This window comes from Streptomyces sp. NPDC006743 (assembly GCF_040703815.1).
Taxonomy (GTDB): domain Bacteria; phylum Actinomycetota; class Actinomycetes; order Streptomycetales; family Streptomycetaceae; genus Streptomyces.
Window position 1 is genome coordinate 36,131 of record NZ_JBEYJA010000023.1, and the last position, 20,443, is coordinate 56,573.

Here is a 20,443-nt window from a genome sequence, read left to right on the forward strand (position 1 = left end):
GAGCGCCGAGGCGGCGGCCGGACCGTCCGGCGGGGAACCGGCGGTGACCTCCGGATCGTCCGGCCGGTGACGCCCTCCTCGGCCTAGGATGATCGACCGGAGGCGGCGGGACACCGCGCCGACGGGCAGGGCGCAGGGGCGAGCCGGCCGCGGACGAGACGTCCGGGCCCGGGACGGGGAACGGGGATCGGGACATGGTGGACGGCACGACCGGCACGACCGGCACGGCGGCCGGTGAGGAAGCCCTGGCGCGGCGGTTCGAGGAGCACCGGGGCCGGCTGCGCGCGGTCGCCTACCGGATGCTCGGCTCGCTGACGGAGGCCGAGGACGCCGTCCAGGAGACCTGGCTCAAGCTCACCCGCACCGACACCGCCGGCATCGGGAACCTGGCGGCCTGGCTGACCACGGTGACCGGCCGGGTCTGCCCGGACCTGCTGCGCACGCGCGGCGCGCGGCGCGAGGAACCCATCGACGAGACGTTCGTCCCCGACCCCCTCGTGCGGCCCCTGACGACGGCCGACCCGGAACAGGAGGCGCTGCGGGGCGACTCGGTGGGGCTCGCCCTGCTCGTCGTGCTGGAGACCCTGGAGCCCGACGAACGGCTCGCGTTCGTGCTGCACGACCTGTTCGCCGTGCCGTTCGACGACATCGCGCCGGTGGTGGACCGTTCCGCGGCCGCGACCAGACAGCTGGCCAGCCGGGCCCGCCGCCGCGTCCAGGGCGCCACCCCCTCCGCGGAGACCGACCTCGGACGGCAGAGGGAGGTGCTGGAGGCCTTCCTCGCCGCCTCGCGCGGCGGTGACTTCGAGGCACTGGTCGCCGTGCTGCACCCCGATGTGGTGCTGCGGGTCGACGCCGGCGCCCTGGTCCGCGGCGCCGCCGGGTCCAAGGTGGTCCACGGCGCGCGCACGGTGGCGGCGCAGGCGCTCACCTTCTCCCGCTACGCGCCGACCGCGCGCCTGGTGCTGGTCAACGGCGCGGTCGGGCTGGCCAACACCCCCGAGGGCGGCCCGCACTCGGTCATGGGCGTCACCGTCGCGGACGGCCGGATCACCCACCTCTACATCCTGTCCGACCCCGGCCGGGTGGCACACCTCGGGCTGCGCGAGGCCATGGCGGGCTGAACTCCGGCCGCCGCAAAACCGATGGCCCGGCCGGGACGGCGCTGTCGTGGTCGGCGCCATGCCTGTCTTCCCGGCCCACGACGGAACCCGCCTCGCCTGCCACGAGAGTGGTGAGGGCGCGCCGTTGATCTGCCTGCCCGGCGGGCCGATGCGCGCCTCGGCCTACCTCGGGGACCTCGGCGGGCTGTCCGCCCACCGCCGGCTGGTCCGCCTCGACCTGCGCGGCACCGGCGCCTCGCAGTCGCCCCGGGACCCGGCGACGTACCGCTGCGACCGGCTCGTCGGCGACATCGAGGCGCTGCGCGAGCACCTGGGCCTGGAGCGGGTGGACCTGCTCGCGCACTGCGCGGGCGCGAACCTGGCGGCGCTCTACGCGAGCCGCTTCCCCGAGCGGGTCGGACGGCTCGCGCTGATCACACCGAGCGTCGTGGCGGTCGGCATCACCGTCACGGCGGACGTCCGGCTCGCGACCGCACGCCTGCGCGCGGACGAACCGTGGTATCCGCGGGCGTACGCCGCCCTGGAGCACGTCGTGGCGGGCCGAGCCACGGACGTGCGCCGGGAGGCGATCGCCCCCTTCCTGCACGGCCGCTGGGACGACGCCGCGCGGGCGCTGGACGCCGCGGACGCCGAGGAGAAGAACCCCGAGGCCGCCGCGGTGTACAGGTCCGAGGGCGCGTACGGTCCGCAGGCCACCCGGGTCGCGCTCGGCGGGCTGGCCGCCCCCGAGCTGGTGCTCGCGGGCGAGGCCGACCTCAACTCACCGCCGCCCGCGATGGCGCAGTACGCCGGGCCGTTCCCGCACGGCGACCTCGCCGTCCTGCCCGGTGCGGGGCACTTCCCGTGGCTCGACGACCCGGCCCGGTTCGTGGCGGCCACCGCCGCCTTCCTGCGCTGACCCGGCGGTCCGGGGCCCGCCGCGCGGGTCGGTAGGGTGGGGACATGCCAGATCAGACAGCCGAACGGCGCGAGCCGAGCGCGCGGCCCGGACTGCGCGGTGACTGCGCGAACTGCTTCGGGCTGTGCTGCGTCGCCCTGCCCTTCACGGCCTCCGCGGACTTCGCGCGGGACAAGCCCGCGGGCAGGCCGTGCCCGAACCTGGGCGAGGACCACCGCTGCGGCATCCACGCCCGGCTGCGGGACGAGGGCTACACCGGCTGCACGGTCTACGACTGCTTCGGCGCGGGTCAGAAGGTCTCCCAGATCACCTTCGGCGGCCGCGACTGGCGCAGCGGAGAGGCCGGCGCGCTGCGGCAGATGTCCGACGTGTTCCCGGTCGTACGGCAGCTGCACGAACTGCTCTGGTACCTGACCGAGGCGCTCACCCTGCCCGCCGCCCGGCCCGTCCACGCCGATGTGCGCCGGGCTCTCGAGCGGACCGAGCGGCTCACCCTGCTGCCGCCCGAGGGCCTGGCCGCGCTGGACGTCGCCGCCCACCGGCAGGAGGTCAACGTGCTGCTGCTGCGCACCAGCGAACTGGCCCGGGCCGCGGTGCGCGGCAGGAAGAAGGACCGGCGGGGCGCGGACCTGATGGGCGCCCGGCTCAGGGGCGCCGACCTGCGCGGGGCCAGTCTGCGCGGCGCCTACCTGATCGCGGCCGACCTCACCGGCGCGGACCTGCGCGGCGCCGATCTGATCGGGGCCGACCTGCGGGACGCCGACCTCACGGACGCCGACCTGACGGGCGCGTTCTTCCTGACCCAGCCGCAGCTCGCAGCGGCCCGCGGCAGCGCGGGCACCCGGCTGCCCGGGTCAGTCACCCGTCCCGCGCACTGGACAGCGCGGGGCTGACCCGCCCTCGTCGGGCACCGGCACGGCCGCGGTTCGGGCGGGCGCCGTCCGCCGCTCCAGGCGCAGCCGCAGTCCCTGCGGCATGAGGGTGAGCCGTTCGGTCACCTTCAGCCGGTAGTCGGGCCGCACCCGCAGGTCGTAGCGTCGCAGCAGCAGGCCGAGGACCAAGGTGGCCTCGTGCAGGGCGAACTGGCGGCCGATGCACGCCCGTGCCCCGGTGCCGAACGGCTTGAAGACGTGCGGCGGACGGCTCCGTACGGCTCCCGCGTCGAACCGGTCCGGGTCGAACCGCTCCGCGTCCGCGCCCCACACCTCGGGGTCGCGGTGCAGCATCGGCGTCAGCACCAGCGTCCACGCGCCCCGCCGCATGGGGTGTTCCCCGGCGAGCACCGTGTCCCGCAGGGCCTCGCGGGCGAAGGCGGGCGCGGTCGGCCACAGCCGCAGCGACTCGTCCAGCACCCGGCGCACGTACCGCAGCTTGGCGACCTGCTCGTAGCCGGGTGCCGCCGTCTCGCCCCACACCCGGTCCACCTCGGCCCGGGCGCGGGCGGCGACCTCGGGGTGCCGGGCCAGGTGGTACAGCGCGAAGGACAGTGCGCCGGAGGTGGTCTCGTGACCGGCGACCAGGAAGGTGATCACCTGGCGGCGTACGTTCTGGGCCGACAGGTGTTCCCCGGTCACGGGGTGGGCGGTCTCCAGCATCCGGTCGAGCAGGTCCCCGCTCCCGGCGGCGCTGCCCGAGCGCCGGGCGCGCACGAGGTCGTCGACGGTGCGGTTGAGGTGGGCGATGTCGGCCGCGTTGCGCCGGGTCGCGCCGCGCAGCAGGTAGGGGGCGAGCGGGGCCGGGACGGTGTTGAGGCGCTGCGCGTAGGAGAGCGTGCCGACCATCGCGGTGACGAACGGGTGCGGGCGCGGGCGTTCGAAGGAACCGAAGTCGTGGCCGAAGCCGGTGCGCGCGATCGTCTCCAGGGTCAGTTTGGTCATGTCACCGGGCACGTCCACGGTGCGGCCCGCGGCCTCGGCGCGGTCCCAGTGGTCGGTGAGCCGCCCGGCCACGTCCAGCATCATCAGGTGGTAGCCCGCCATCGCCTCGCGGCTGAAGCCGGGGGCCAGTACGTCGTGCGCCAGCTGCCAGTTCGGCTCATGGTTGTAAGCGGTGAACAGCCCGTCCCCGGCGACCGGCCGCAGGTTGGCCACGCCCAGGCCCACGTGCTTGGCGAAGCGGGACTCGTCGGCGAGGTCGGCGACCAGGCGCGCGCCCCAGACGAAGACGAACTCCCTGCCGAACACCTTGCGGCGGAAGATCGGGCCCAGCGAGCGGGCGGAGCGCATCGAGTCCTGCACCGGGGTGCTCCGGTCGACGCCCAGGACATCGCCGAGGAAGGGCACCCGGCGCGGTGGGTGGGGCAGCCGGTGCAGCTCGGGCCAGCCCAGCTCCGCGCTGCGGAATCCTTTCGGCAGTCCGGTTCCGGTCGTCGTCTCCGCCATGCCGCGCGCTCCCCGGTCTCCCTGGGTCCACCGGACCGCCGATCGGGCGCCGTACCGGTCCGGCGGCACGTGTTGGATGTGGGTTCAATAGCGGTTCCCAGTCTGGGCCCGTTGTTGAACCGGCGTCAAGTAGAGTGCGGGAATGGCCGCCAACCAGGGGCAGCAGCGCACGCGCCGCCGGCTCAGCACCGGGGAACGCAGGGAACAACTGCTCTGCGTCGGGGCCCGGCTGTTCTCCGAGAGCCCCTACGACGACGTGTGGATCGAGCAGGTCGCCGAGATCGCCGGTGTCTCGCGCGGACTGCTGTACCACTACTTCCCGACCAAACGGGACTTCTTCGCGGCGGTCGTGGAGCGCGAGAGCACCCGCATGCTGCGGATGACCGCGGCCGCCCCCGGGGTGCCGCTGCGCGAGCAGCTCACGGCCGGCCTGGACGCCTACCTGGAGTACGTCAGCGCCCACGCGCACGGCTACCGGGCCTTCCACCGCGCCGACGCGGCGGGCGACCAGACCGTGCGCCGGGTCTACCGGCGGGCCCTGGCCGCGCAGGAGCGGCAGATCCTGGCGGCGCTCGACGCCGACCCCGAGTTCGGGCCGCTCGCCCGCCGCGCCGACGTGCGGCTCGCGGTCCGGGGCTGGCTGGCCTTCACCACCGCCGTCTGCCTGGAGTGGCTGCGCGGCTCCGAGCTGACGCGCGCGCAGGTGCGGGACCTGTGCGCGCGGGCGCTGCTGGGCGTGCTGACGCCGTAGGCTGCGGCGTCACCCCGGGACCACAGGGCCCGGCGGCGGTCCGCGCCTCCGTGACCCTGGGCCCGGCGTTGGTCAGCGCCCCCGCGATTTTTGGGCCCGGCTGTGGTCCGCGCCGCCGTGACGTCAGGGGGTCCGCGCCCCCGCGGCCTCCCGCGTGCCTCCGTACGCCCCCCGTGGGCTCCCGGTCCGCCGTCCGGCCCGGTTGGCGGGTGTCCCGGTCTCCGATAGGTTAGGCAAGCCTTACCTAATGGCTAGCGAGGAGGTTCCCGATGGGTGGCGGTCACACATGGACGGCGGTGCCCGGGGCGGCGCAGCGCGCGCGGACGGTGCTCGCGCTCGCCTGGTCCTGCGCGGCGACCGCGCAGGGCGGCCGGGAGGAGCTCACCGGCGCGCACACCGTGACCGCGGACGGCCGGGTCCTCCTGCGGCCGCCCGAGGACAGCGCGCTGGGCGCCGCCGCCCTGTGCGCACCGCGCGGGGAACTGCCCGCCGTGCTGGAGTTCGCCGACCCCGCGCCCGTCCCCGTGCGCGACCGGGTCCGCGCCCGGCTGTGGCTCGCCGGGCGCCTCACCCGCACCGGCGACCACCTGGAGTTCCGGCCGAGACGCGTGGTGCTGCGCCAGGCCTCCGGCTCCGTCGTCGTCGACCCGGACGAGTTCGCCGCCGCCGTGCCCGACCCGCTGGCCCCCGCCGAGGGCCGCCTGCTCACCCACCTCGCCGACGCCCACCCCGACGCGGTGCGACGGCTCACCCGGCTGGTCGCACCCGACGCCCTGCACGGCGCGGTCCGGGTCCGGCCGCTCGCCGTGGACCGGCACGGCCTCACCCTGCGCATCGAACGGGCGTGGGCCCACGGCGACGTACGGCTGCCCTTCCACACGCCCGCCGACGACGTCACCCAGCTCTCCGAACGGATGCGCGCGCTGCTCGCCCAGGCGGGCGCCGCATCCTGCCCCCGCGCCCTACAGCGGCAGCGCGCAGACGGCGACGGGTGACGCGAACGGCTCGCCCGCCCGGTGGAGCGCGCCGCTCGCCCGGTCCACGTGGAAGACACTGACCGTGCCCGACTTCTGGTTGGCGGCGAACAGCAGCCGCCCGTCGGGGGAGAGGGCGATCTGGCGCGGGAAGTCCCCCGCGACCGGCACCGTGTCCAGCAGCCGCAGCCGGGCTCCGCCGGCCTCCACGGCGTAGCGGGCGAGCGTGTTGTCACCCCGGTTGGCGAGGTACGCGAACCGGCCGTCCGCCGTGACCGCGAACTGCGCCGGATAGTTCGTGCCCGCCCCCGAGCCGGTGGGCTGCTCCGGCCCGACGGTCAGCCGGCCGGTCGGCGGGTCGTAGGCGCAGACCGCCACGCTGTCGTCGGCCTCGTCGGCCAGGTAGGCGTACCGGCCCTCCGGGTGGAAGGTCAGGTGGCGCGGCCCGGCGCCGGGCCGGGTACGGGCCCGGGAGACCTCGGTGAGCCTGCCCGTCCGCAGATCCAGGCGGTAGGTGTACACCGTGTCCGTACCGAGGTCGACGGCGAGCACGTGGCCGCCGTCCGGACTGGTGACGACCTGGTGCGCGTGCGGGCCCTGCTGCCCCGGGCCGGGCGGCGGGCTGGTGTGCGTCACCAGGTCGCTGCGCTCGCCGAGCGCGCCCGAGCTGTCGATCGGGTGCACGGCCACGCTTCCGGACTGGTAGTTGGCGCTCAGCAGCCAGCGCCCGCCCGGGTGCACGGACAGATGGCAGGGGCCCGCCCCGCCGGTGGCACGGGAGCCGAGCAATCGGTGGTCGGCGAGCCGTACGGCGCTCACCCGGCCCTCCTGGCCCTCGTCGACCGCGTACAGGGTGCGGCCGTCGGGGTGCACGGCCAGGTACGACGGGTCCGCCACGCCGGTCAGCGTGCCCCGGCCCGCCACGGCGCCCGAGACCGGGTCGTACACCGCGAGGCCGATGCCGGTGCCGCCGCCCTCGGCGGAGGTGTAGGTGCCGAGGTAGAGCGGCCGGGGGCGGGACGAGGCGCCCGCGCCCTCCCGGCCGCCCGCGGCAGCCACCGGCGGCCCCGAAGCGGAAGCCGGAGGCGGAGCCGAAGACGGAGGGGGTGACGGCGGGGAGGCCGGGGCCGGGACGGCCGCCACCGCGGCGGCTCCCGTGACGGCCCCGACGAACCGCCGCCTGCTCCACCTGCCGCCCGGTGCGCCGCCCGGCGCGCGCCCACCACTGTCCATGCCGGCACCTCAGATCGTCGTCCGGTCCGATTCGGTCGTCACGGCGGTCCGATTCGGTCGTCCCGCTCACCTTGACCCGCAGGGCCCGCGGCGGGCAAGAGGGACGACGGCCGGCCCGGGTGCCCGGCGCGACGGCCGTTCGCCGCGGGTCGCCGGGCCCTCACAGAGAACGCCGGGCGGCCCTCTCGTGGTTGCGGCGGCTGCGCACCGGGGCCCCCAGCCGGTCCGCGATCCGGGTCAGCCGCGACCGGCGTTCGCGCTGCGCGCGCGTGTGCCGGTCCAGCTCCTCCAGGAGCCGCTGGGAGCGGTGCTCGGTGTCCATCTCGTCGATGATGCGGTCGACCTCGGTGAGCACCGCGCCCTGCAGCTGCCACTGGCCCGCGTCCCGCTGCACCTCCGCCAGCAACTGCTGCGCCAGCTTGTCGCGGGTGGCCGAGGCCTGCCGCAGCTCGGCCGCCAGCCGGGACTCGGCCGACTCGGCGCTCACACTGACGTCGGTGGTCACCAGCACCGCGTAACTGACCACCGCGTCGGAGATCTCGCACAGCAACTGCTGCACCAGCGCTCCCGTCTGCGGCGAGAACAGTGGCTCCGGCTCCCGGGCCTTGGTCAGATCGGTGAAGGTGCGCGCCAGCACCCGCAGGACCACCGTGCAGATCTCCAGCGTGTCCAGACCGGTGCGCAGCACCACCCGGTGCAGCAGGCCCTCGCGGACGCGCGGGTTCAGCCGCAGGCTGTCCTCGGCCTGCCGCAGGGCGGCGTCCACATCGGTGATGTCGTGGTCCAGGCGGCGCGCCTCGTGCAGCCGGGCCGCGGCGCGCTCCACCGGAGTGCCGTCGGCCACCTCCTCGCCCATGTGCAGCATCAGCTGCCGCATCCGGCGCGCCAGCCCCTCGATCGACTCGCCGGCGTGCTCGGTCCACACCGGGGGTGCGAGCAGCAGGTTGCAGCCCATGCCGACCACGGCGCCGATCAGGGTCTCCACGATCCGCGCCCAGGCGGTGCTGCCGACGGTGGTGACGCCGAGGACCAGCATCGCGCTGATCGCCACCTCGGCCACGAACTCGTCGACCCGCACCAGGTGGCCCACGCCGAGACCGGCCAGGATCACCAGGGCCAGACTCCACCAGGTCAGTCCCACCAGCAGGGAGAAGAGGATGGCGACGACCACGCCCGCCACCACCGCGTTCACCCGGCGCACGCTGGTCTTCAGCGTCGCGAACAGGGTCACCTGGACGACCAGCAGGGCCGTCAGGGGAGCGGTGAGCGGCGCGGGCTCCGGGCTCAGCCACTTCGCGATCACATACGCGATCGTCGCCGCGACCGTCGAGCGCAGCGCCTGGACGACCACCGGGTCCCGGTGCCGCTTGACCAGCCGGACAAGGGACGACATCGACTCACTTACCTCGTGCATCCCTTGCGCTCTTCCCCGTTCACACACGCATCGAACCCGGTCATGTCCGGCCGGAAGCAGTCCGGACCGGTCACGGGTGATCCGTGCCGGGCGTCGGCGTCGGGTGTCAGGTGCCGGGTGTCAGGTGTACAGCTTGTCCAGGAACGCGGCCAGGTTGGCGGTCGTCCGGGCGATCTGCTCCTGGAGGGTCAGGCTCTCCTCGAAGCGGGTGCCGGAGACCGGGACCTTCTTGCCGCGCACGTACAGGGAGCAGGCCAGGTCGGTGCACATGTACAGACCGACGGAGTTGCCCTCGCGTCCGGCCGTGCCCGTCTTGCGGGCCGTCATCAGGGAGACCCCGCCGCCGGGGTGCGTGGTCAGACACAGCGAGCACATGCTGCGGTGCAGGAAGCCGCGCTGGGAGGAGGGGAAGCGCAGCGCTATGCCCACCGGCCGGTCCTCCCGCTCGGTGACCAGGTAGCTGCGGTCGGGGGCGCCGGGGTCGCGCCAGCCCAGGAAGTCGAGATCGTCCCAGGGGCGCTCCGTGAGGTCGCGGGGGACCGCCAGGCGCTTGGCCTCGCCCTTCGAGCAGTTCACGAAGGAGGCGCGGATCTCCTGCTCGGACAGTGATCTCATGAAAGGCTCCGGGTGGATCACGGCGACCAGGACCCCGGGGGTCCGGTTGCCTAATAGTGTTAGTTTCATGGCTAGGGTAAGCAGGTTCGGGGAGGGGATCCAATGGATTTCGGCGACGTGCGGTCACCGCGGGCCAGGGCGGCGCTCGCCCACGTGACGGCACGCTCCAGGGGACCGGCCCTCGACGCGGGCCTGCGCATCACCCTGAACTTCCATCCCGACCGGCTCCGCGGGGGAGTGCCCGTCCTGCGGGCCCTGGCCCGCGACGGCGCGTACCACTCGCAGTTCGTCACCGGCACCAGCAACGGCGGACTCACCGCCCACCCCGGCGGGGACCGCTGGCGCTGGGAGAGCCGCATCTTCGGCGGCGCCTACGACGACGCCCCCGCGGCCGACCGGCCCGTCTACGGCGCGCTGGACTTCCGCCGTCAGGTGGTGGGCGCCGCCCCGAGGTTCGGTTCCGCGCACTTCCGGCTCACGGCGGGCGCCCTCGCCCGCGCCACGTTCTGCTACCCCGACAGCGCGGCCGAGCCCGCCGACTTCGGCACCGCCTCGGCCATGGCGCTGATCGCCCTCGCCGAGGCCGACGAGCGCGACGCGCTCGACGACTACATCGAGGCCCAGGTGCACGGCGGCGTCGACCTCGCCCGGGACGTCGAGGCGCTGGTCCTGGACGCGAGCTACCGCGGCACGCCCGTCGAGGCCGACGCCCGGGAACTGCCGTGCCGCCTGGAGTGGCACCCCGGCTACCGTCTCACCGTCGGCGAACTGCGCCGCCACGGCGACTTCCGGGGCGAGGAGTACACCGCGCTGGGGGCGCGCATCGCTCGGGACGGGCTCCTGGACCCGCGGATCATCGGCGACGCGGCCCGCACCGGCCGCCACGAGACGCAGGACCTGAAGATGGTCTGGCACGTCCTCGCCCGCCACGGGGCCCCCGAGGGGGCCGGGACGGCACGCGTCCCGCGCGGCGCCGGCCCGGGGGCGGCGTCCGGCGTCCCGGCTCGGGCGGTGCCCGCTCCGGCTGTGCCCGGTTCCGCCGCACCGGGCCTCGCCGCGGCCGGTCCCACCGCTCCTGAGCTGTCCACACCTTAATTTATTACCTGACCTAAGTGGGTGCGGAAGTCGCGCCCGGACGTGCGGCAGAGGTATGTTGCAGGTCGGACAGGGCAGGGCGGAACGCCGGGTGTCGGACGAGGGAGCCACATGGCGGGGCGGAACGGGCGCACGGTGCGCGATCTCAGGCGGGCCAACCGCACGGCCGTGCTGCAGCGGCTGTACTTCGACGGCCCCCTCAGCCGCTTCGAACTCGGTCCGGCGACCGGCCTCAGCTCGGGCTCGGTCAGCAACGTCGTCGCCGACCTGGTAGCCGACGGCCTGGTGGAGGAGGCCGGCAGCGTCGACTCCGACGGCGGCCGCCCGCGCACCCTGCTGCGGGTGGTCCCGGGCAGCGGGCACATGATCGGCGTGGACGTCGGCGAGACCCGCGTCCGCGTCGAACTGTTCGACCTGACCCTGACCGAACTGGCCCGCACCGAGCGGCCGCTCGCCGCCCAGCGCTACGACGTCGAGGTGATCACCGGTCACATCCGGGACGGCGTCGCGGAGGTCCTGGAGGCGACCGGACTCGTCCCCGAACGCCTCCTCGGTGTCGGCATCGGCGTTCCCGGCATCGTCGAGCACACCCCGGACCGCGGCGCCGTCGTGCACGGCCAGACCATCGGCTGGGACGCGGTGCCCCTGGAGATGCTGCTGCGCACCGCCTGCGGGCTGCCCGACAGCGTGCCCTGCCTCATCGACAACGGCGCCAAGACCCTGGGGCAGGCCGAGATGTGGTTCGGCGCCGGGCGCGGCGCCGGCAACGCAGTCGTGGTGCTCTTCGGTTCCGGCGTCGGCGCCTGCCTGGTCACCCCCGAGGTGGAGCGGGGCCGCGCCGTCGAATGGGGGCACCTGACGGTCCGCGTACGGGGGCGCCGCTGCCGGTGCGGAGCGCTCGGCTGCCTGGAGGCGTACGCGGGCGCGGAGTCGCTGCTGGCCCGCTGGCGCGAGGAGGGCGGGCAGCCGCCGCGCGGCACCGACGAGGAGACCGCGCTGACCGCGATGCTGGCCGCCGCCTACCCCGCGGACGGCGCCGCCGCCGACCCGGTCGCGCTCGCCGTCCTGGAGGAGACCGCCGAGTACCTCGGCGCGGGCCTGTCCGACCTCATCAACCTCTTCCAGCCCGAGCGCATCCTCATCGGCGGCTGGGCGGGCCTCCAGCTCGGCGCCCGCTTCCTGCCCGCCGTGCGCCGCCACGCCACGGCGTACGCGCTGCGCCACCCGGCCGAGAAGGTGACCGTCGAACTGGGCCGCCTCGGCCCCGACGCGGTCACCGTCGGCGCCGCGATCCTGCCGCTCGCCGGCTTCTTCGCCCGCGGTGGCCGCCGTGCCGAACCGGTGCCCGAGGCACGGCCCCCGGCCTGGCAGGCGGCCCTGGACGAGCGCAGGTCCTAGCGGCCCTGGAGAGGACAGGTCCTGGCGGTCCCGCAGGAGCGCGGGTCCTGGCGGCCCCGGAGCAGCGCGGGTCCTGGCGGCTCCGGCGGGAGCGCCGCCTCGCGGCCGTGGTCGCGTGGGCCGCGCCGCACCCGGGCGAGGGCCGGGGGCCGGCTCACCCGGTCACGGTTTGCGGGCCACGCCGCCGTAGATGTCCGTCGGCTCCGGCGTGCTGCCGGGCTCCGGGCGCCACAGCGGGCAGGAGACGATGCCCGGCTCCAGCAGTTCCAGGCCCTCGTAGTACGCGGCCAGCTGCTCCGGGCTGCGCAGCACGTACGGGACCGCGCCGGTGTCGTCGTAGCCCTGCTGGGCCTCCTTGAGCGCCTGGTCGGTGTCGGTGCTGTCGTAGTGGACGAAGCAGCTGCCGGAGGGCAGGGCGGCCTGGAGGCGGCGGACGATCGACTTCGCCTCCTCGTGGTCCTGGACGTGGCCCAGGATGCCCATGAGCATGAGGGCGACCGGCCGGTCGAAGTCCAGGGTCCTCGCGGCCCGTTCGAGGATCCGCTCGGGCTCGTGCAGGTCGGCGTCGATGTACTCGGTGACGCCCTCGGGGGTGCTGGTGAGCAGCGCCTGGGCGTGGCGGAGCACCAGCGGGTCGTTGTCGACGTAGACGATGCGCGCCTCGGGGGCGATGCGCTGGGCGACCTGGTGGGTGTTGTCGTAGGTGGGCAGTCCGGTGCCGATGTCGAGGAACTGGCGGATGCCGAGTTCGCCCGTCACATGGGTCACGGCGCGGATCAGGTACTGGCGGGAGGCGCGGGCCATCGTCTCGATGGTGGGCGCGTGTTCGCGGTAGGCGTCGCCCGCGATCCGGTCCACCTCGTAGTTGTCCTTCCCGCCCATCCAGTAGTTCCAGATGCGGGCCGAGTGGGGCACCGAGGTGTCGATCTTCGACAACGCGTCCTGGTCGGGGGTGGGCCGGCCGTCAGTCATGGGGGTCTCCTGCCGTGCGTCGCGCGGGGGGTTCAAAATACCGCCAACGTCCGTGCGCGCGCCCGCAGTTCGCGCCGTGCGACCGGCGCGGGCGCGGCACCGGGCGCCGGTGCGCACGCGGGGCGGCCCGGACCGGGCCGCGTGCGGGCGCCCCGTGCGGCGCATCGGGCGGGCGGGACCGCCCGCACGGCGGGAGGCGGCGTGCGGGCGGTCCCGGGGCCGGGCCGGTCTGCGGTCCGGGTCCGGTTCGGCCAGGACCCGGACCGCCGCGGCCCGGGTCCGGTGGCGCGAACCGGCGCGCGGGGGCGGTGCGGTGCGGACCGCGGCCCGGTCAGTCGACCAGGAAGTCGGCCAGGCCGGCCTTGGCCCCCTGGAGGAAGGTGAGCATCTCCTCCCGGGTGTAGATCAGCGCGGGTCCCTCGGGGTCGGTGGACTGGCGCACGGCGACCCGGCCGTCGGGCAGGCGCTTGGCCTCGACGCAGGAGCCGCCGTTGGTGCCGCTCCAGGGCTTGTGCCAGCCCTCGGTGCCCAGTTCGGCCGCGGGCATGCCGTTGCGGACCGGTCCCTCGGGCGCCGGGCCTCGGGGGGTCCGTGATGCGGTGGATGCCATGGGATCACAACTCCTTACGCAGTTCGGCCAGGATGTCCTCGGTCCGTGCGACCGGCTCCGCCTGGACCGCCATCCGGTCCAGCACTTCCAGATACGCGCCGACGTCCTGCCGCCGGTCGTAGTAGACGGAGCCCGTGAGGTTCTCGGCGTAGACGATGTCGGGCAGTTCGGAGAAGCCGAAGCGGAAGTGGTGGAAGGGGCCGTAGGCGCCCGGGTGGGCCCCCACGGAGTAACGCATGATCTGGATCCGCACCTTGGGCCGGCGCACCGCCTCCAGCAGCCGGTCCACCTGGGCGCGCATCACCTCGGCGCCGCCGACGGGACGGCGCAGCACGGTCTCGTCCAGGATGGCCCACACGGCCGGGGCGTCCGGCTTGGCGAGCAGGTCCTGCCGTCTCAGGCGCAGGTCCACGCGGCGGGCGAGTTCCTCCTCGGACTCGTTGGGGAAACCGACGCGCAGCAGCGCGACGGCGTAGTCGAACGTCTGCAACAGGCCCGGAACGTAGTGCGGTTCGTACAGGCGGATGACGCTGGCCTCGCTCTCCAGGCTCACGTAGGCCTTGAACCACTCGGGCAGCACGTCGCGGTACGTGTACCACCACCCGGGCTTGTTGGCCTCCCGGGCCATGGCGGCGAAGTCGTCGGCCTCCGCGGCCGGGACGCCGTAGGTGCGCAGCAACTCCTTGACGTACGGGATGCGGAGGCCGACCTCGGCCTTCTCCATGCGGCGGACGGTCAGCGGGGTCACCTCGATGGCCCGCGCGGCGTCCTCGAAGGATATGCCGGCCCGCTCCCGTAACTGCCGCAGACGCTTGCCGAGGACCATCCGCAGGACAGTGGGTGCGCTGCCGCCGGAGCGGTTCTCACTCACCTCTGACCTCCCGGAGCGGCTGTCACAGCGTGCAGTGTGCCACGCTCCCGGCGACCCCGACAGGGTGATACCGAGCTGGCTGAAATTATCAGAACGCAGGTTGCGAGCCGAGTGTGTGCCACATCATAGTGATCCGGGAAGCCCTCGTCCGGAAGGCCTTCGTGACGGTCAACTCCGGTGACGGGTATGGGAACTGATGTTCCGACAGGTGCGGTACGGCTCTGCGGCCGTACGGGACTGCGAGGCGAGAGCTGGATGACCACCGTGACCGACGGACCGTCGGAGAGCCGCGACAGAACCTCGGTCGGGGCGGGTGGTGCGCACCGGCCCGGCCGCGGCGACGGCCCTTGCCTGACGCGGTGTCAGGAGCGGCGATGACCGGCTCCCGTATCCCGCACCGGGCTCCTTCGTCCGCCCCGGCACGCCACGAGGACGACACCGCGGCGGCCCTCGGCGAGGACGTCCCGCCCGGCGGCGCGCCCGGACACGGCGGTGAGCCGGGCCGCCTGTGCTCCACGGTGCCCGCCGACCCTTCCTGGGCCTCGGCCGTCCGGCGCATGGTGACCCAGCACCTCGCCCGGCTGCGGCTGTCCGCCGACCAGTGCGACAGCGCGGTCCTGGCCACGGACGAACTGTTCGCCAACGCCGTCCGGCACGCGAGCCGCGGCCCGCGCGACACCGTCACCCTCACCGTCGAGCGCACCGCGCGCACCCTGCGGGTGACGGTGGCCGACCGTTCGCCGCTGCTGCCCCGGCGCCGTGCGGCGGACGCCGCCGCCGAGTCGGGCCGCGGACTGGCCATCGTGGCCGCGCTCGCCGACGACTGGGGCCTCGCGCCGCCCGAGCCCGGCACCCCCGGCAAGCGAGTCTGGTTCACCCTGAGCCTGCGAGGTGCCGCGTCATGACGGACGGCCCCCTGCGCACCGCGGGAGTGGACACCGTGGCCCGCCCCGGTCCGGCGCCCGGCGATCCGGGGACCGGTGGCGGCCCGGCGGCCGTGGTTCCGGAGGCCGGTGAGCGGACCCCGGGCCCGGCGGGTGACGCGTCGGCCGGCCCGGCGTACGGCGCGCGGGGGAACGCACCGGGGGACGAGGGGCTGCGTCAGGCACTGACGGCCGTGTATGCCAGGCGCGCGGCTTCCGCCCGCACCGTCCCGGCCGCCGGGCGGGGCTCCGGGGCGAGCGACGTGCCCGCGGTGCGGCCGGAGCAGGGCCGCACCGACTGCGAGCGGACCGGGCACGGGCAGGCGGAAGGCGGGACGGCGGGTGCCCGCACCGCAGGCGGGACGCCGGACGGACACCTGTGGCGGGCCCTGTCGGAGATGTACGCGGCCCGCGCGGTCCCGGCCGGCCCCGCCGAGAACGCCTCGCTGGCGGACGAGCTGCTGCGCCGGGCCGACCGGGACCGCAGGCTGACCCGGGAGGCGGGCGCCGCCCCGACGCCGGAACGCCGGCGCGAGGTCGCCCGCTGCCACCGCGACAACGCCGACGCCCTGGAGGAGATCGTGCGCCGCCACGGCTGGCCGACCGCCGACACCGTGGGCCCGCCGGCGTCGACCGCCGCGCTGATGATCCTGCTGCACGCCCCCGGACTGGACCTGCGGCTGCGCTGCCGGGACCTGATCGCCCAGGCCACGGCGGACGGCCGCTGCCCCGCCGTCCACTTCGCGTACATCGCCGACCACTGCGCCGTCGACCTGGGCGAACCCCAGTTCTACGGAACCCGGATCGACCCCGCGACGCTGCGCCCGTATCCCGTCCGCCTGCCCGGGAGCCTCGACGAGCGCCGCCAGGACATGGGGCTCGGCCCGATGGAGGAACAGATGAGGGCGCTGCGGCTGCGCGGCTGAAGGCGGCGGACACCGAAGGTTTCGCAGGTCACCGGGGAGGTACCCGCGCGTCGGCCGCACGCCGTGCGGCCGGCCGCAGTGCCACGCGCCGACCCGCGAAGGAGTACATCGTGACCGGACACCGCTCACCCGTTCCGCGGGACATGCCGGACCAGCAGGCGGACGTGGACGAGGACCCCTGGGAGACGGCGCGGTCCTCGGCGTCCGAACCGGCCCGCGAGGAGCGGCCCGCCCACGGGGCCGCCCGCGACGACGTCCCGGGCGCCGACGAGGAACAACCCGTACCAGACGAACCGTCCGCCTGACGCCCTCCGCCGACCCCCGCCCTCCACCCGCCGCACCCGGTGCGGCACCCGGGACGTCGGTGGCGCCCTCCGGGGGTGGGCCCGGGGCGGGCGGCCGCGGGGGAGAGCCGGTGAGCCGGCCGACGGTGAGCCGTGAGCCGGTCGACGGGCCCGGGCGCGAGCGGGACGTTTCGCCGTCCCGCGCCGGCGCAACGCGCCGCGCACGTGGCGTCCCACGCCCGCCTCCGCCCGCCGGACTCACCCCGCGCCCGCCCCGTTCACCTCGGCTTGCACCACCCCGTTCATCCCACCTTGCGGCCGCGCAGCGGCTCCGTGTCCGCGCCCTCGCCGCGCCGCAGGCCCCGCAGGAACTCCTCGATGACCTCGGTCGCCGTGTGCTGCGGGCGCCAGCCGAGTTCCGTGCGGGCCCGGGTGCAGTCCATCAGGGGCAGCCGCAGCACCGCGTCGAACAGGTGCGGGGAGGCCGGCAGCAGGTGCAGGCCCCAGGCCGCCGCGATCGCGGAGCGTGCGGCGGTGCGCGGCAGCCGCAGGGGCCGGGTGCCGAGCAGCTCGCCGAGCACCCGCGCGTCCAACGGCGGATCGGCGGCCAGGTTGAAGGCACCGCGCACCTCGTGGCGCAGCGCCAGCAGGTAGGCGCGGGCGGCGTCGTCCGTGTGCAGGACCTGGGCGCGCAGGCCGGGGATGTCGGGCAGGAACGGCAGCAGTTCGGGCCGCGCCATCGGCCCGGGCAGGAACCGGCCGCCGAAGATGCGCCGCTGCTCGCTCGCGGACTCGGCCTTGAACAGGAAGCCCGGCCGCATCCGCACCACCCGGACGCCGGGGTGGTCCCGTTCGAACGTGTCCAGGGCCCGTTCGAGGTACGCCTTCTCCCGGGTGTACGCGGCGTCCGGCCAGCCGTGGGTCGGCCACGACTCGTCGACGGCGCGGTCCTTGGGCCCCGGCGAGTACGCCCCGACCGAGGAGGCGTGCACCAGCACCGGTACCCGGGCGGCGGCCACGGCCTCCTGGACACGGATGCCGCCGAGGACGTTCGTGCGCCAGGTCGTCGCCGGATCGTGCGTCGGCTGGAACGCCCACGCCAGGTGGACCACCGCGTCCGCGCCCTCGAACTGCGCGGCCAGGGGCGCCTGCTCCGAGGCGATGTCGACACTTGCCCACTCCGTCCTGGGCGGCGACCACCGCGGGATCCGGCGGGCCAGGCCCCGTACCGAGGCCACCTCCGGATCCTCGGAGAGCAGACGGACGACGCTCGTCCCGACATTGCCGGTGGCGCCCGTGACGACGATCCTGCTGCCCGACACGCTGCTCACGTTCGGCTCCTTCCGGGGACGGTCGAGTGCGGGGCCCGAGTACCCGCTCCCCGCCGGTCGACCCGGCATGACCCCCCGGGTAATCGACCCGCCCAGGACGCGCCGCGACGATGGAAAACGACATCACCGAACGTCGTCACCCGCCCGCAACCGCCTCTCCGGGAGGTCCGCCATGCCGTACTTCACCAGCCCCGCCGACGGCACCCGCCTGCACTTCGTCGACTACGGGCCGGCCGACGGCCCCGTGGCCGTCTTCGTCAACGGCGCCTATTTCGGCACCGGGATGTGGGAGTTCCAGATGCTGCCGCTGGCGCGCCGGGGCGTGCGCTGCGTCGGCCTGGACCGGCGCGGCCACGGCCGGTCGGACGACGTCTGGGGCGGGTTCGACCTGGACACCCTCGCCGACGACCTGCACGGCCTGCTCGACCGTCTGGACCTGCGCGCGGCGACGCTCGTCGGGCACTCGCTGGGCAGCGCGGAGATCGTGCGCTGCCTGACGCGGCACGGCACCGGCCGGGTCGCGCGGGCCGCCTTCGTCGCCGGCATCGCCCCGGGCGTCGTCCGCTCCGCCGGTCACCCCGACGGCTGGGACCCGGACGTCATGCGGGCCTCCCACGAGGTCTTCCGCAGGGACCGGGCGGCGTTCTACGAGGAGGGGGCGGCCCCCTACTTCGCCCTCGGCCGGCCCGGCAACGAGGTGTCGCCGCAGTACGTCCGCCACGTCGTCGACCAGGCCCTGGTGTGCACGGCCCACGCGGCGAACGCCGTCAACGAGCTGGTCGCCACCGTGGACGTCGCCGCGGAGACGGCGAGACTCGACCTGCCGGTCCTCGTCGTGCACGGTGACCAGGACACCTCCGCCCCACTGTCCGCGACGGGCCGCCGGACCGCCGCGCTGGTGCCCGGCAGCACCCTGAAGGTGTACGACGGCGGCGGACACGGCCTGTACGTCACGCACGCCGACCGCCTCACCGAGGACCTGTACTCCTTCATGACCGGTATGACCGGCACGGCGCGGTGGACGGGCGGGACGGGGGCGGTCACCGGGGCGGAGACGGCGAGCGCGACGGACCCCTCGAGCGCGACGGACCTGGCGACGGCCGGGGCAGCCGCGGCGGGTGCTGCCCGGACGGCCTGACGGTGGCGTGGCGGCCCGGTGGCGGTCCGCCGGGCCGCCGCCGGCACGGCGCGGGCGTGCTCAGGAGCGGCCGGCGAACGCGTCGACGCCCGTCAGCTGGGCCGACAGCGCCCACAGACGGGCCGCCTGCTCCGGATCGGTCGCCCAGGGCTTGACGCCGCTGGGATGGGACCCCTCGTCCGGGACCGGCTCGGCGATGTCGCAGTCCTCCAGGTAGACGCCGCCGAGGCCGTCCAACTGGGGGGAGGACGCCGCCCAGACCTGGGTGGCCGCGCCCTGCTGGGGGCTCTTGAAGCCCTCCGGGTTCAGCGGGACGCCCCGCTCGTCCACCCAGCCGCGCTCGAACATCTCCTGGTGGGACAGATGGCGCTGGAGGGGGGTGATGATGGCGCCGGGGTGCAGGGCGAAGGCGCGGACACCGGCGTCCCGGGCGAGCCGGTCGAGATGGACGGCGAACAGGACGTTGGCGGTCTTGGCCTGGCCGTAGGCCATCCACTTGTCGTAACCGGTGTGCCAATGGACGTCGTCCCAGCGGATCCCTGAGAACTGGTGGCCGCGGGAGGAGACCGAGACGACCCGGCCGCCGCCCGCCTCGATCGCCGGCCACAGACGGTTGACCAGGGCGAAGTGACCGAGGTGGTTCGTCGCGAACTGGGCCTCCCAGCCGGGCCCGACCCGGGTCTCGGGGCACGCCATGATCCCGGCGCTGTCGATGACGAGGTCGGCCGTGCGGCCGGAGGCCAGGAACCGCTCGGCGAACACGCGGACGCTGTCCAGGTCGCCCAGGTCGAGGGTGTCCGTCTCGGCACCCTCGATCCCGTGCAGCGCCTCCTGCGCGGCGGTGGGACGGCGGGCGGGGACGAGAACGCGGGCGCCCGCCTTCGTCAGCGCCCGGGTGGTCTCCAGACCGATGCCGGAGTAGCCGCCGGTGACGATCGCCAGCTTTCCGGTGAGGTCGATGCCGCGCAGGACGTCGTCGGCGGTGCTGGTCGCCCCGAAGCCGGAGCCCATCTTGTGCTGTGGCGTAGTGCTCATGCGCGGAACGCTACGGATTGGAGTGCTCTCGAAGTCAAGGGCGCACCCGGCGCGTCACGGCCCGCGGAGGGCGGGCAGGGGAAAGCCCCGGCCGGACGGGGGAATCACGGCCGGGGCGGACCTGGTGTGGGCACGCATGGCGGTCGCCTCTCGGCGAGACGCTCCACAGGGCTTCAGCCGAACGATCGTCCCTGTGGGCAATAGGTGAGGCCCGGGGACACTGTCCCATCCGCACCCACCGTGGGTTCAACGGCGCAAGGGCGCCCGGTGTTCCTGACTCTGCCGCCTTTTGTGGTGATCCGGCTCACTCCGCGGCGGTACGCGACGCCGGGCCGGACACCGGTTCCGATGCCGAGTTCGATGCCGGGCCGGACACCGGTTCCGACGCAGGGTCGGGTGCCGAGCCCGATGCCCGGTCGCCCGCCGAGTCCGATCCCGGGCTCGCCGCAGACGCGTCCCGCGCCGCCGCC

Annotated in this window: 20 protein-coding genes; 11 read left to right on the top strand and 9 right to left on the bottom strand. The window is 75.0% G+C overall.

All coding sequences use genetic code 11. The features are described from left to right. Positions 1-194: 194 nt before the first annotated feature. From ABZ719_RS20095 to ABZ719_RS20105, 3 genes are read left to right on the top strand one after another with little or no spacing between them, the layout of a single operon-like run. A complete protein-coding gene (locus tag ABZ719_RS20095) occupies positions 195-1,124 on the top strand; it encodes a sigma-70 family RNA polymerase sigma factor (protein ID WP_366726528.1) in 930 nt (309 codons plus the stop codon). Between the two features lie 58 nt (positions 1,125-1,182). Then, positions 1,183-2,022, top strand: a complete 840-nt coding sequence (locus ABZ719_RS20100) for an alpha/beta hydrolase (protein WP_366726529.1) — start codon at positions 1,183-1,185, stop codon at positions 2,020-2,022. Positions 2,023-2,066: 44 nt separating this feature from the next. Then, complete coding sequence (locus tag ABZ719_RS20105) at positions 2,067-2,915, top strand: pentapeptide repeat-containing protein (protein WP_366726530.1); 849 nt, start codon at positions 2,067-2,069, stop codon at positions 2,913-2,915. Here ABZ719_RS20105 and ABZ719_RS20110 read toward each other — a convergent pair. Further along, positions 2,877-4,403, bottom strand: a complete 1,527-nt coding sequence (locus ABZ719_RS20110) for a cytochrome P450 (protein ID WP_366726531.1) — start codon at positions 4,401-4,403, stop codon at positions 2,877-2,879. The genes ABZ719_RS20105 and ABZ719_RS20110 overlap by 39 nt on opposite strands. Positions 4,404-4,545: 142 nt before the next feature. On the opposite strand from ABZ719_RS20110, the gene ABZ719_RS20115 reads away from it, so the two are divergent. Together ABZ719_RS20115 and ABZ719_RS20120 are read left to right on the top strand one after the other, a co-directional pair. Beyond that, a complete protein-coding gene (locus tag ABZ719_RS20115) occupies positions 4,546-5,154 on the top strand; it encodes a TetR/AcrR family transcriptional regulator (RefSeq protein WP_366726532.1) in 609 nt (202 codons plus the stop codon). 269 nt (positions 5,155-5,423) lie between these two features. After that, on the top strand, positions 5,424-6,149 hold the full coding sequence (locus ABZ719_RS20120) for a DUF2470 domain-containing protein (RefSeq protein WP_366726533.1): 726 nt from the start codon (positions 5,424-5,426) through the stop codon (positions 6,147-6,149). Here ABZ719_RS20120 and ABZ719_RS20125 read toward each other — a convergent pair. The 3 genes from ABZ719_RS20125 to ABZ719_RS20135 form a co-directional block, all read right to left on the bottom strand. Next, positions 6,117-7,361, bottom strand: coding sequence for a lactonase family protein (locus tag ABZ719_RS20125; RefSeq protein WP_366726534.1), 1,245 nt, complete (start codon positions 7,359-7,361; stop codon positions 6,117-6,119). The genes ABZ719_RS20120 and ABZ719_RS20125 overlap by 33 nt on opposite strands. Positions 7,362-7,521: 160 nt before the next feature. Then, positions 7,522-8,775 (bottom strand): aromatic acid exporter family protein, encoded by a 1,254-nt coding sequence (locus ABZ719_RS20130; RefSeq protein WP_366726535.1) that lies wholly within the window; start codon positions 8,773-8,775, stop codon positions 7,522-7,524. Positions 8,776-8,895: 120 nt separating this feature from the next. Continuing rightward, entirely contained in the window at positions 8,896-9,390 is a 495-nt protein-coding gene (locus ABZ719_RS20135; RefSeq protein WP_366726536.1) for an FBP domain-containing protein, read from the bottom strand. A gap of 102 nt (positions 9,391-9,492) precedes the next feature. Between ABZ719_RS20135 and ABZ719_RS20140 the strand changes: the two genes are divergently transcribed. Both ABZ719_RS20140 and ABZ719_RS20145 read left to right on the top strand, forming a co-directional pair. After that, positions 9,493-10,485 (top strand): DUF3626 domain-containing protein, encoded by a 993-nt coding sequence (locus ABZ719_RS20140; protein ID WP_366726537.1) that lies wholly within the window; start codon positions 9,493-9,495, stop codon positions 10,483-10,485. A gap of 111 nt (positions 10,486-10,596) precedes the next feature. After that, positions 10,597-11,883, top strand: a complete 1,287-nt coding sequence (locus ABZ719_RS20145; RefSeq protein WP_366726538.1) for an ROK family transcriptional regulator — start codon at positions 10,597-10,599, stop codon at positions 11,881-11,883. 162 nt (positions 11,884-12,045) lie between these two features. On the opposite strand, the gene ABZ719_RS20150 is transcribed toward ABZ719_RS20145, so the two are convergent. From ABZ719_RS20150 to ABZ719_RS20160, 3 genes are all read right to left on the bottom strand, one after another. Further along, the gene (locus tag ABZ719_RS20150; protein ID WP_366726539.1) at positions 12,046-12,855 is read right to left on the bottom strand and encodes an SAM-dependent methyltransferase; all 810 of its coding nucleotides are present in this window, start codon (positions 12,853-12,855) and stop codon (positions 12,046-12,048) included. A 331-nt stretch (positions 12,856-13,186) separates the two neighbouring features. Beyond that, on the bottom strand, positions 13,187-13,465 hold the full coding sequence (locus ABZ719_RS20155; protein WP_366726540.1) for a DUF397 domain-containing protein: 279 nt from the start codon (positions 13,463-13,465) through the stop codon (positions 13,187-13,189). Positions 13,466-13,469: 4 nt separating this feature from the next. Beyond that, complete coding sequence (locus ABZ719_RS20160) at positions 13,470-14,336, bottom strand: helix-turn-helix transcriptional regulator (protein ID WP_366726541.1); 867 nt, start codon at positions 14,334-14,336, stop codon at positions 13,470-13,472. Positions 14,337-14,710: 374 nt separating this feature from the next. On the opposite strand from ABZ719_RS20160, the gene ABZ719_RS20165 reads away from it, so the two are divergent. The 3 genes from ABZ719_RS20165 (at position 14,711) to ABZ719_RS20175 (ending at position 16,490) form a co-directional block, all read left to right on the top strand. After that, entirely contained in the window at positions 14,711-15,241 is a 531-nt protein-coding gene (locus ABZ719_RS20165; RefSeq protein ID WP_366726542.1) for an ATP-binding protein, read from the top strand. Continuing rightward, complete coding sequence (locus tag ABZ719_RS20170) at positions 15,238-16,185, top strand: DUF6624 domain-containing protein (RefSeq protein WP_366726543.1); 948 nt, start codon at positions 15,238-15,240, stop codon at positions 16,183-16,185. Before ABZ719_RS20165 ends, ABZ719_RS20170 begins: the two co-directional genes overlap by 4 nt. Positions 16,186-16,295: 110 nt before the next feature. After that, positions 16,296-16,490 carry a hypothetical protein gene (locus ABZ719_RS20175; protein WP_366726544.1) on the top strand — a complete coding sequence of 65 codons (195 nt, stop codon included), beginning with the start codon at positions 16,296-16,298 and terminating at the stop codon, positions 16,488-16,490. A 281-nt stretch (positions 16,491-16,771) separates the two neighbouring features. Here the strand turns inward: ABZ719_RS20175 and ABZ719_RS20180 are convergent, their stop codons facing one another. After that, complete coding sequence (locus ABZ719_RS20180; protein WP_366726545.1) at positions 16,772-17,800, bottom strand: SDR family oxidoreductase; 1,029 nt, start codon at positions 17,798-17,800, stop codon at positions 16,772-16,774. A gap of 172 nt (positions 17,801-17,972) precedes the next feature. Here ABZ719_RS20180 and ABZ719_RS20185 point away from each other — a divergent pair, with 172 nt between their 5' ends. Further along, positions 17,973-18,938 (top strand): alpha/beta hydrolase, encoded by a 966-nt coding sequence (locus tag ABZ719_RS20185; protein WP_366726546.1) that lies wholly within the window; start codon positions 17,973-17,975, stop codon positions 18,936-18,938. Positions 18,939-18,998: 60 nt separating this feature from the next. On the opposite strand, the gene ABZ719_RS20190 is transcribed toward ABZ719_RS20185, so the two are convergent. Further along, a complete protein-coding gene (locus ABZ719_RS20190) occupies positions 18,999-19,973 on the bottom strand; it encodes an SDR family NAD(P)-dependent oxidoreductase (protein ID WP_366726547.1) in 975 nt (324 codons plus the stop codon). Positions 19,974-20,443 lie beyond the last annotated feature (470 nt).

What these genes read in the sequence shown, in the direction of transcription:
- ABZ719_RS20095 (WP_366726528.1), top strand. Translation starts at nt 195, where the DNA reads ATGGTGGACGGCACGACCGGCACGACCGGCACGGCGGCCGGTGAGGAA.
- ABZ719_RS20100 (WP_366726529.1), top strand. Translation starts at nt 1,183, where the DNA reads ATGCCTGTCTTCCCGGCCCACGACGGAACCCGCCTCGCCTGCCACGAG.
- ABZ719_RS20105 (WP_366726530.1), top strand. Translation starts at nt 2,067, where the DNA reads ATGCCAGATCAGACAGCCGAACGGCGCGAGCCGAGCGCGCGGCCCGGA.
- ABZ719_RS20110 (WP_366726531.1), bottom strand. Translation starts at nt 4,403, where the DNA reads ATGGCGGAGACGACGACCGGAACCGGACTGCCGAAAGGATTCCGCAGC.
- ABZ719_RS20115 (WP_366726532.1), top strand. Translation starts at nt 4,546, where the DNA reads ATGGCCGCCAACCAGGGGCAGCAGCGCACGCGCCGCCGGCTCAGCACC.
- ABZ719_RS20120 (WP_366726533.1), top strand. Translation starts at nt 5,424, where the DNA reads ATGGGTGGCGGTCACACATGGACGGCGGTGCCCGGGGCGGCGCAGCGC.
- ABZ719_RS20125 (WP_366726534.1), bottom strand. Translation starts at nt 7,361, where the DNA reads ATGGACAGTGGTGGGCGCGCGCCGGGCGGCGCACCGGGCGGCAGGTGG.
- ABZ719_RS20130 (WP_366726535.1), bottom strand. Translation starts at nt 8,775, where the DNA reads ATGCACGAGGTAAGTGAGTCGATGTCGTCCCTTGTCCGGCTGGTCAAG.
- ABZ719_RS20135 (WP_366726536.1), bottom strand. Translation starts at nt 9,390, where the DNA reads ATGAGATCACTGTCCGAGCAGGAGATCCGCGCCTCCTTCGTGAACTGC.
- ABZ719_RS20140 (WP_366726537.1), top strand. Translation starts at nt 9,493, where the DNA reads ATGGATTTCGGCGACGTGCGGTCACCGCGGGCCAGGGCGGCGCTCGCC.
- ABZ719_RS20145 (WP_366726538.1), top strand. Translation starts at nt 10,597, where the DNA reads ATGGCGGGGCGGAACGGGCGCACGGTGCGCGATCTCAGGCGGGCCAAC.
- ABZ719_RS20150 (WP_366726539.1), bottom strand. Translation starts at nt 12,855, where the DNA reads ATGACTGACGGCCGGCCCACCCCCGACCAGGACGCGTTGTCGAAGATC.
- ABZ719_RS20155 (WP_366726540.1), bottom strand. Translation starts at nt 13,465, where the DNA reads ATGGCATCCACCGCATCACGGACCCCCCGAGGCCCGGCGCCCGAGGGA.
- ABZ719_RS20165 (WP_366726542.1), top strand. Translation starts at nt 14,711, where the DNA reads ATGACCGGCTCCCGTATCCCGCACCGGGCTCCTTCGTCCGCCCCGGCA.
- ABZ719_RS20170 (WP_366726543.1), top strand. Translation starts at nt 15,238, where the DNA reads ATGACGGACGGCCCCCTGCGCACCGCGGGAGTGGACACCGTGGCCCGC.
- ABZ719_RS20185 (WP_366726546.1), top strand. Translation starts at nt 17,973, where the DNA reads ATGCCGTACTTCACCAGCCCCGCCGACGGCACCCGCCTGCACTTCGTC.
- ABZ719_RS20190 (WP_366726547.1), bottom strand. Translation starts at nt 19,973, where the DNA reads ATGAGCACTACGCCACAGCACAAGATGGGCTCCGGCTTCGGGGCGACC.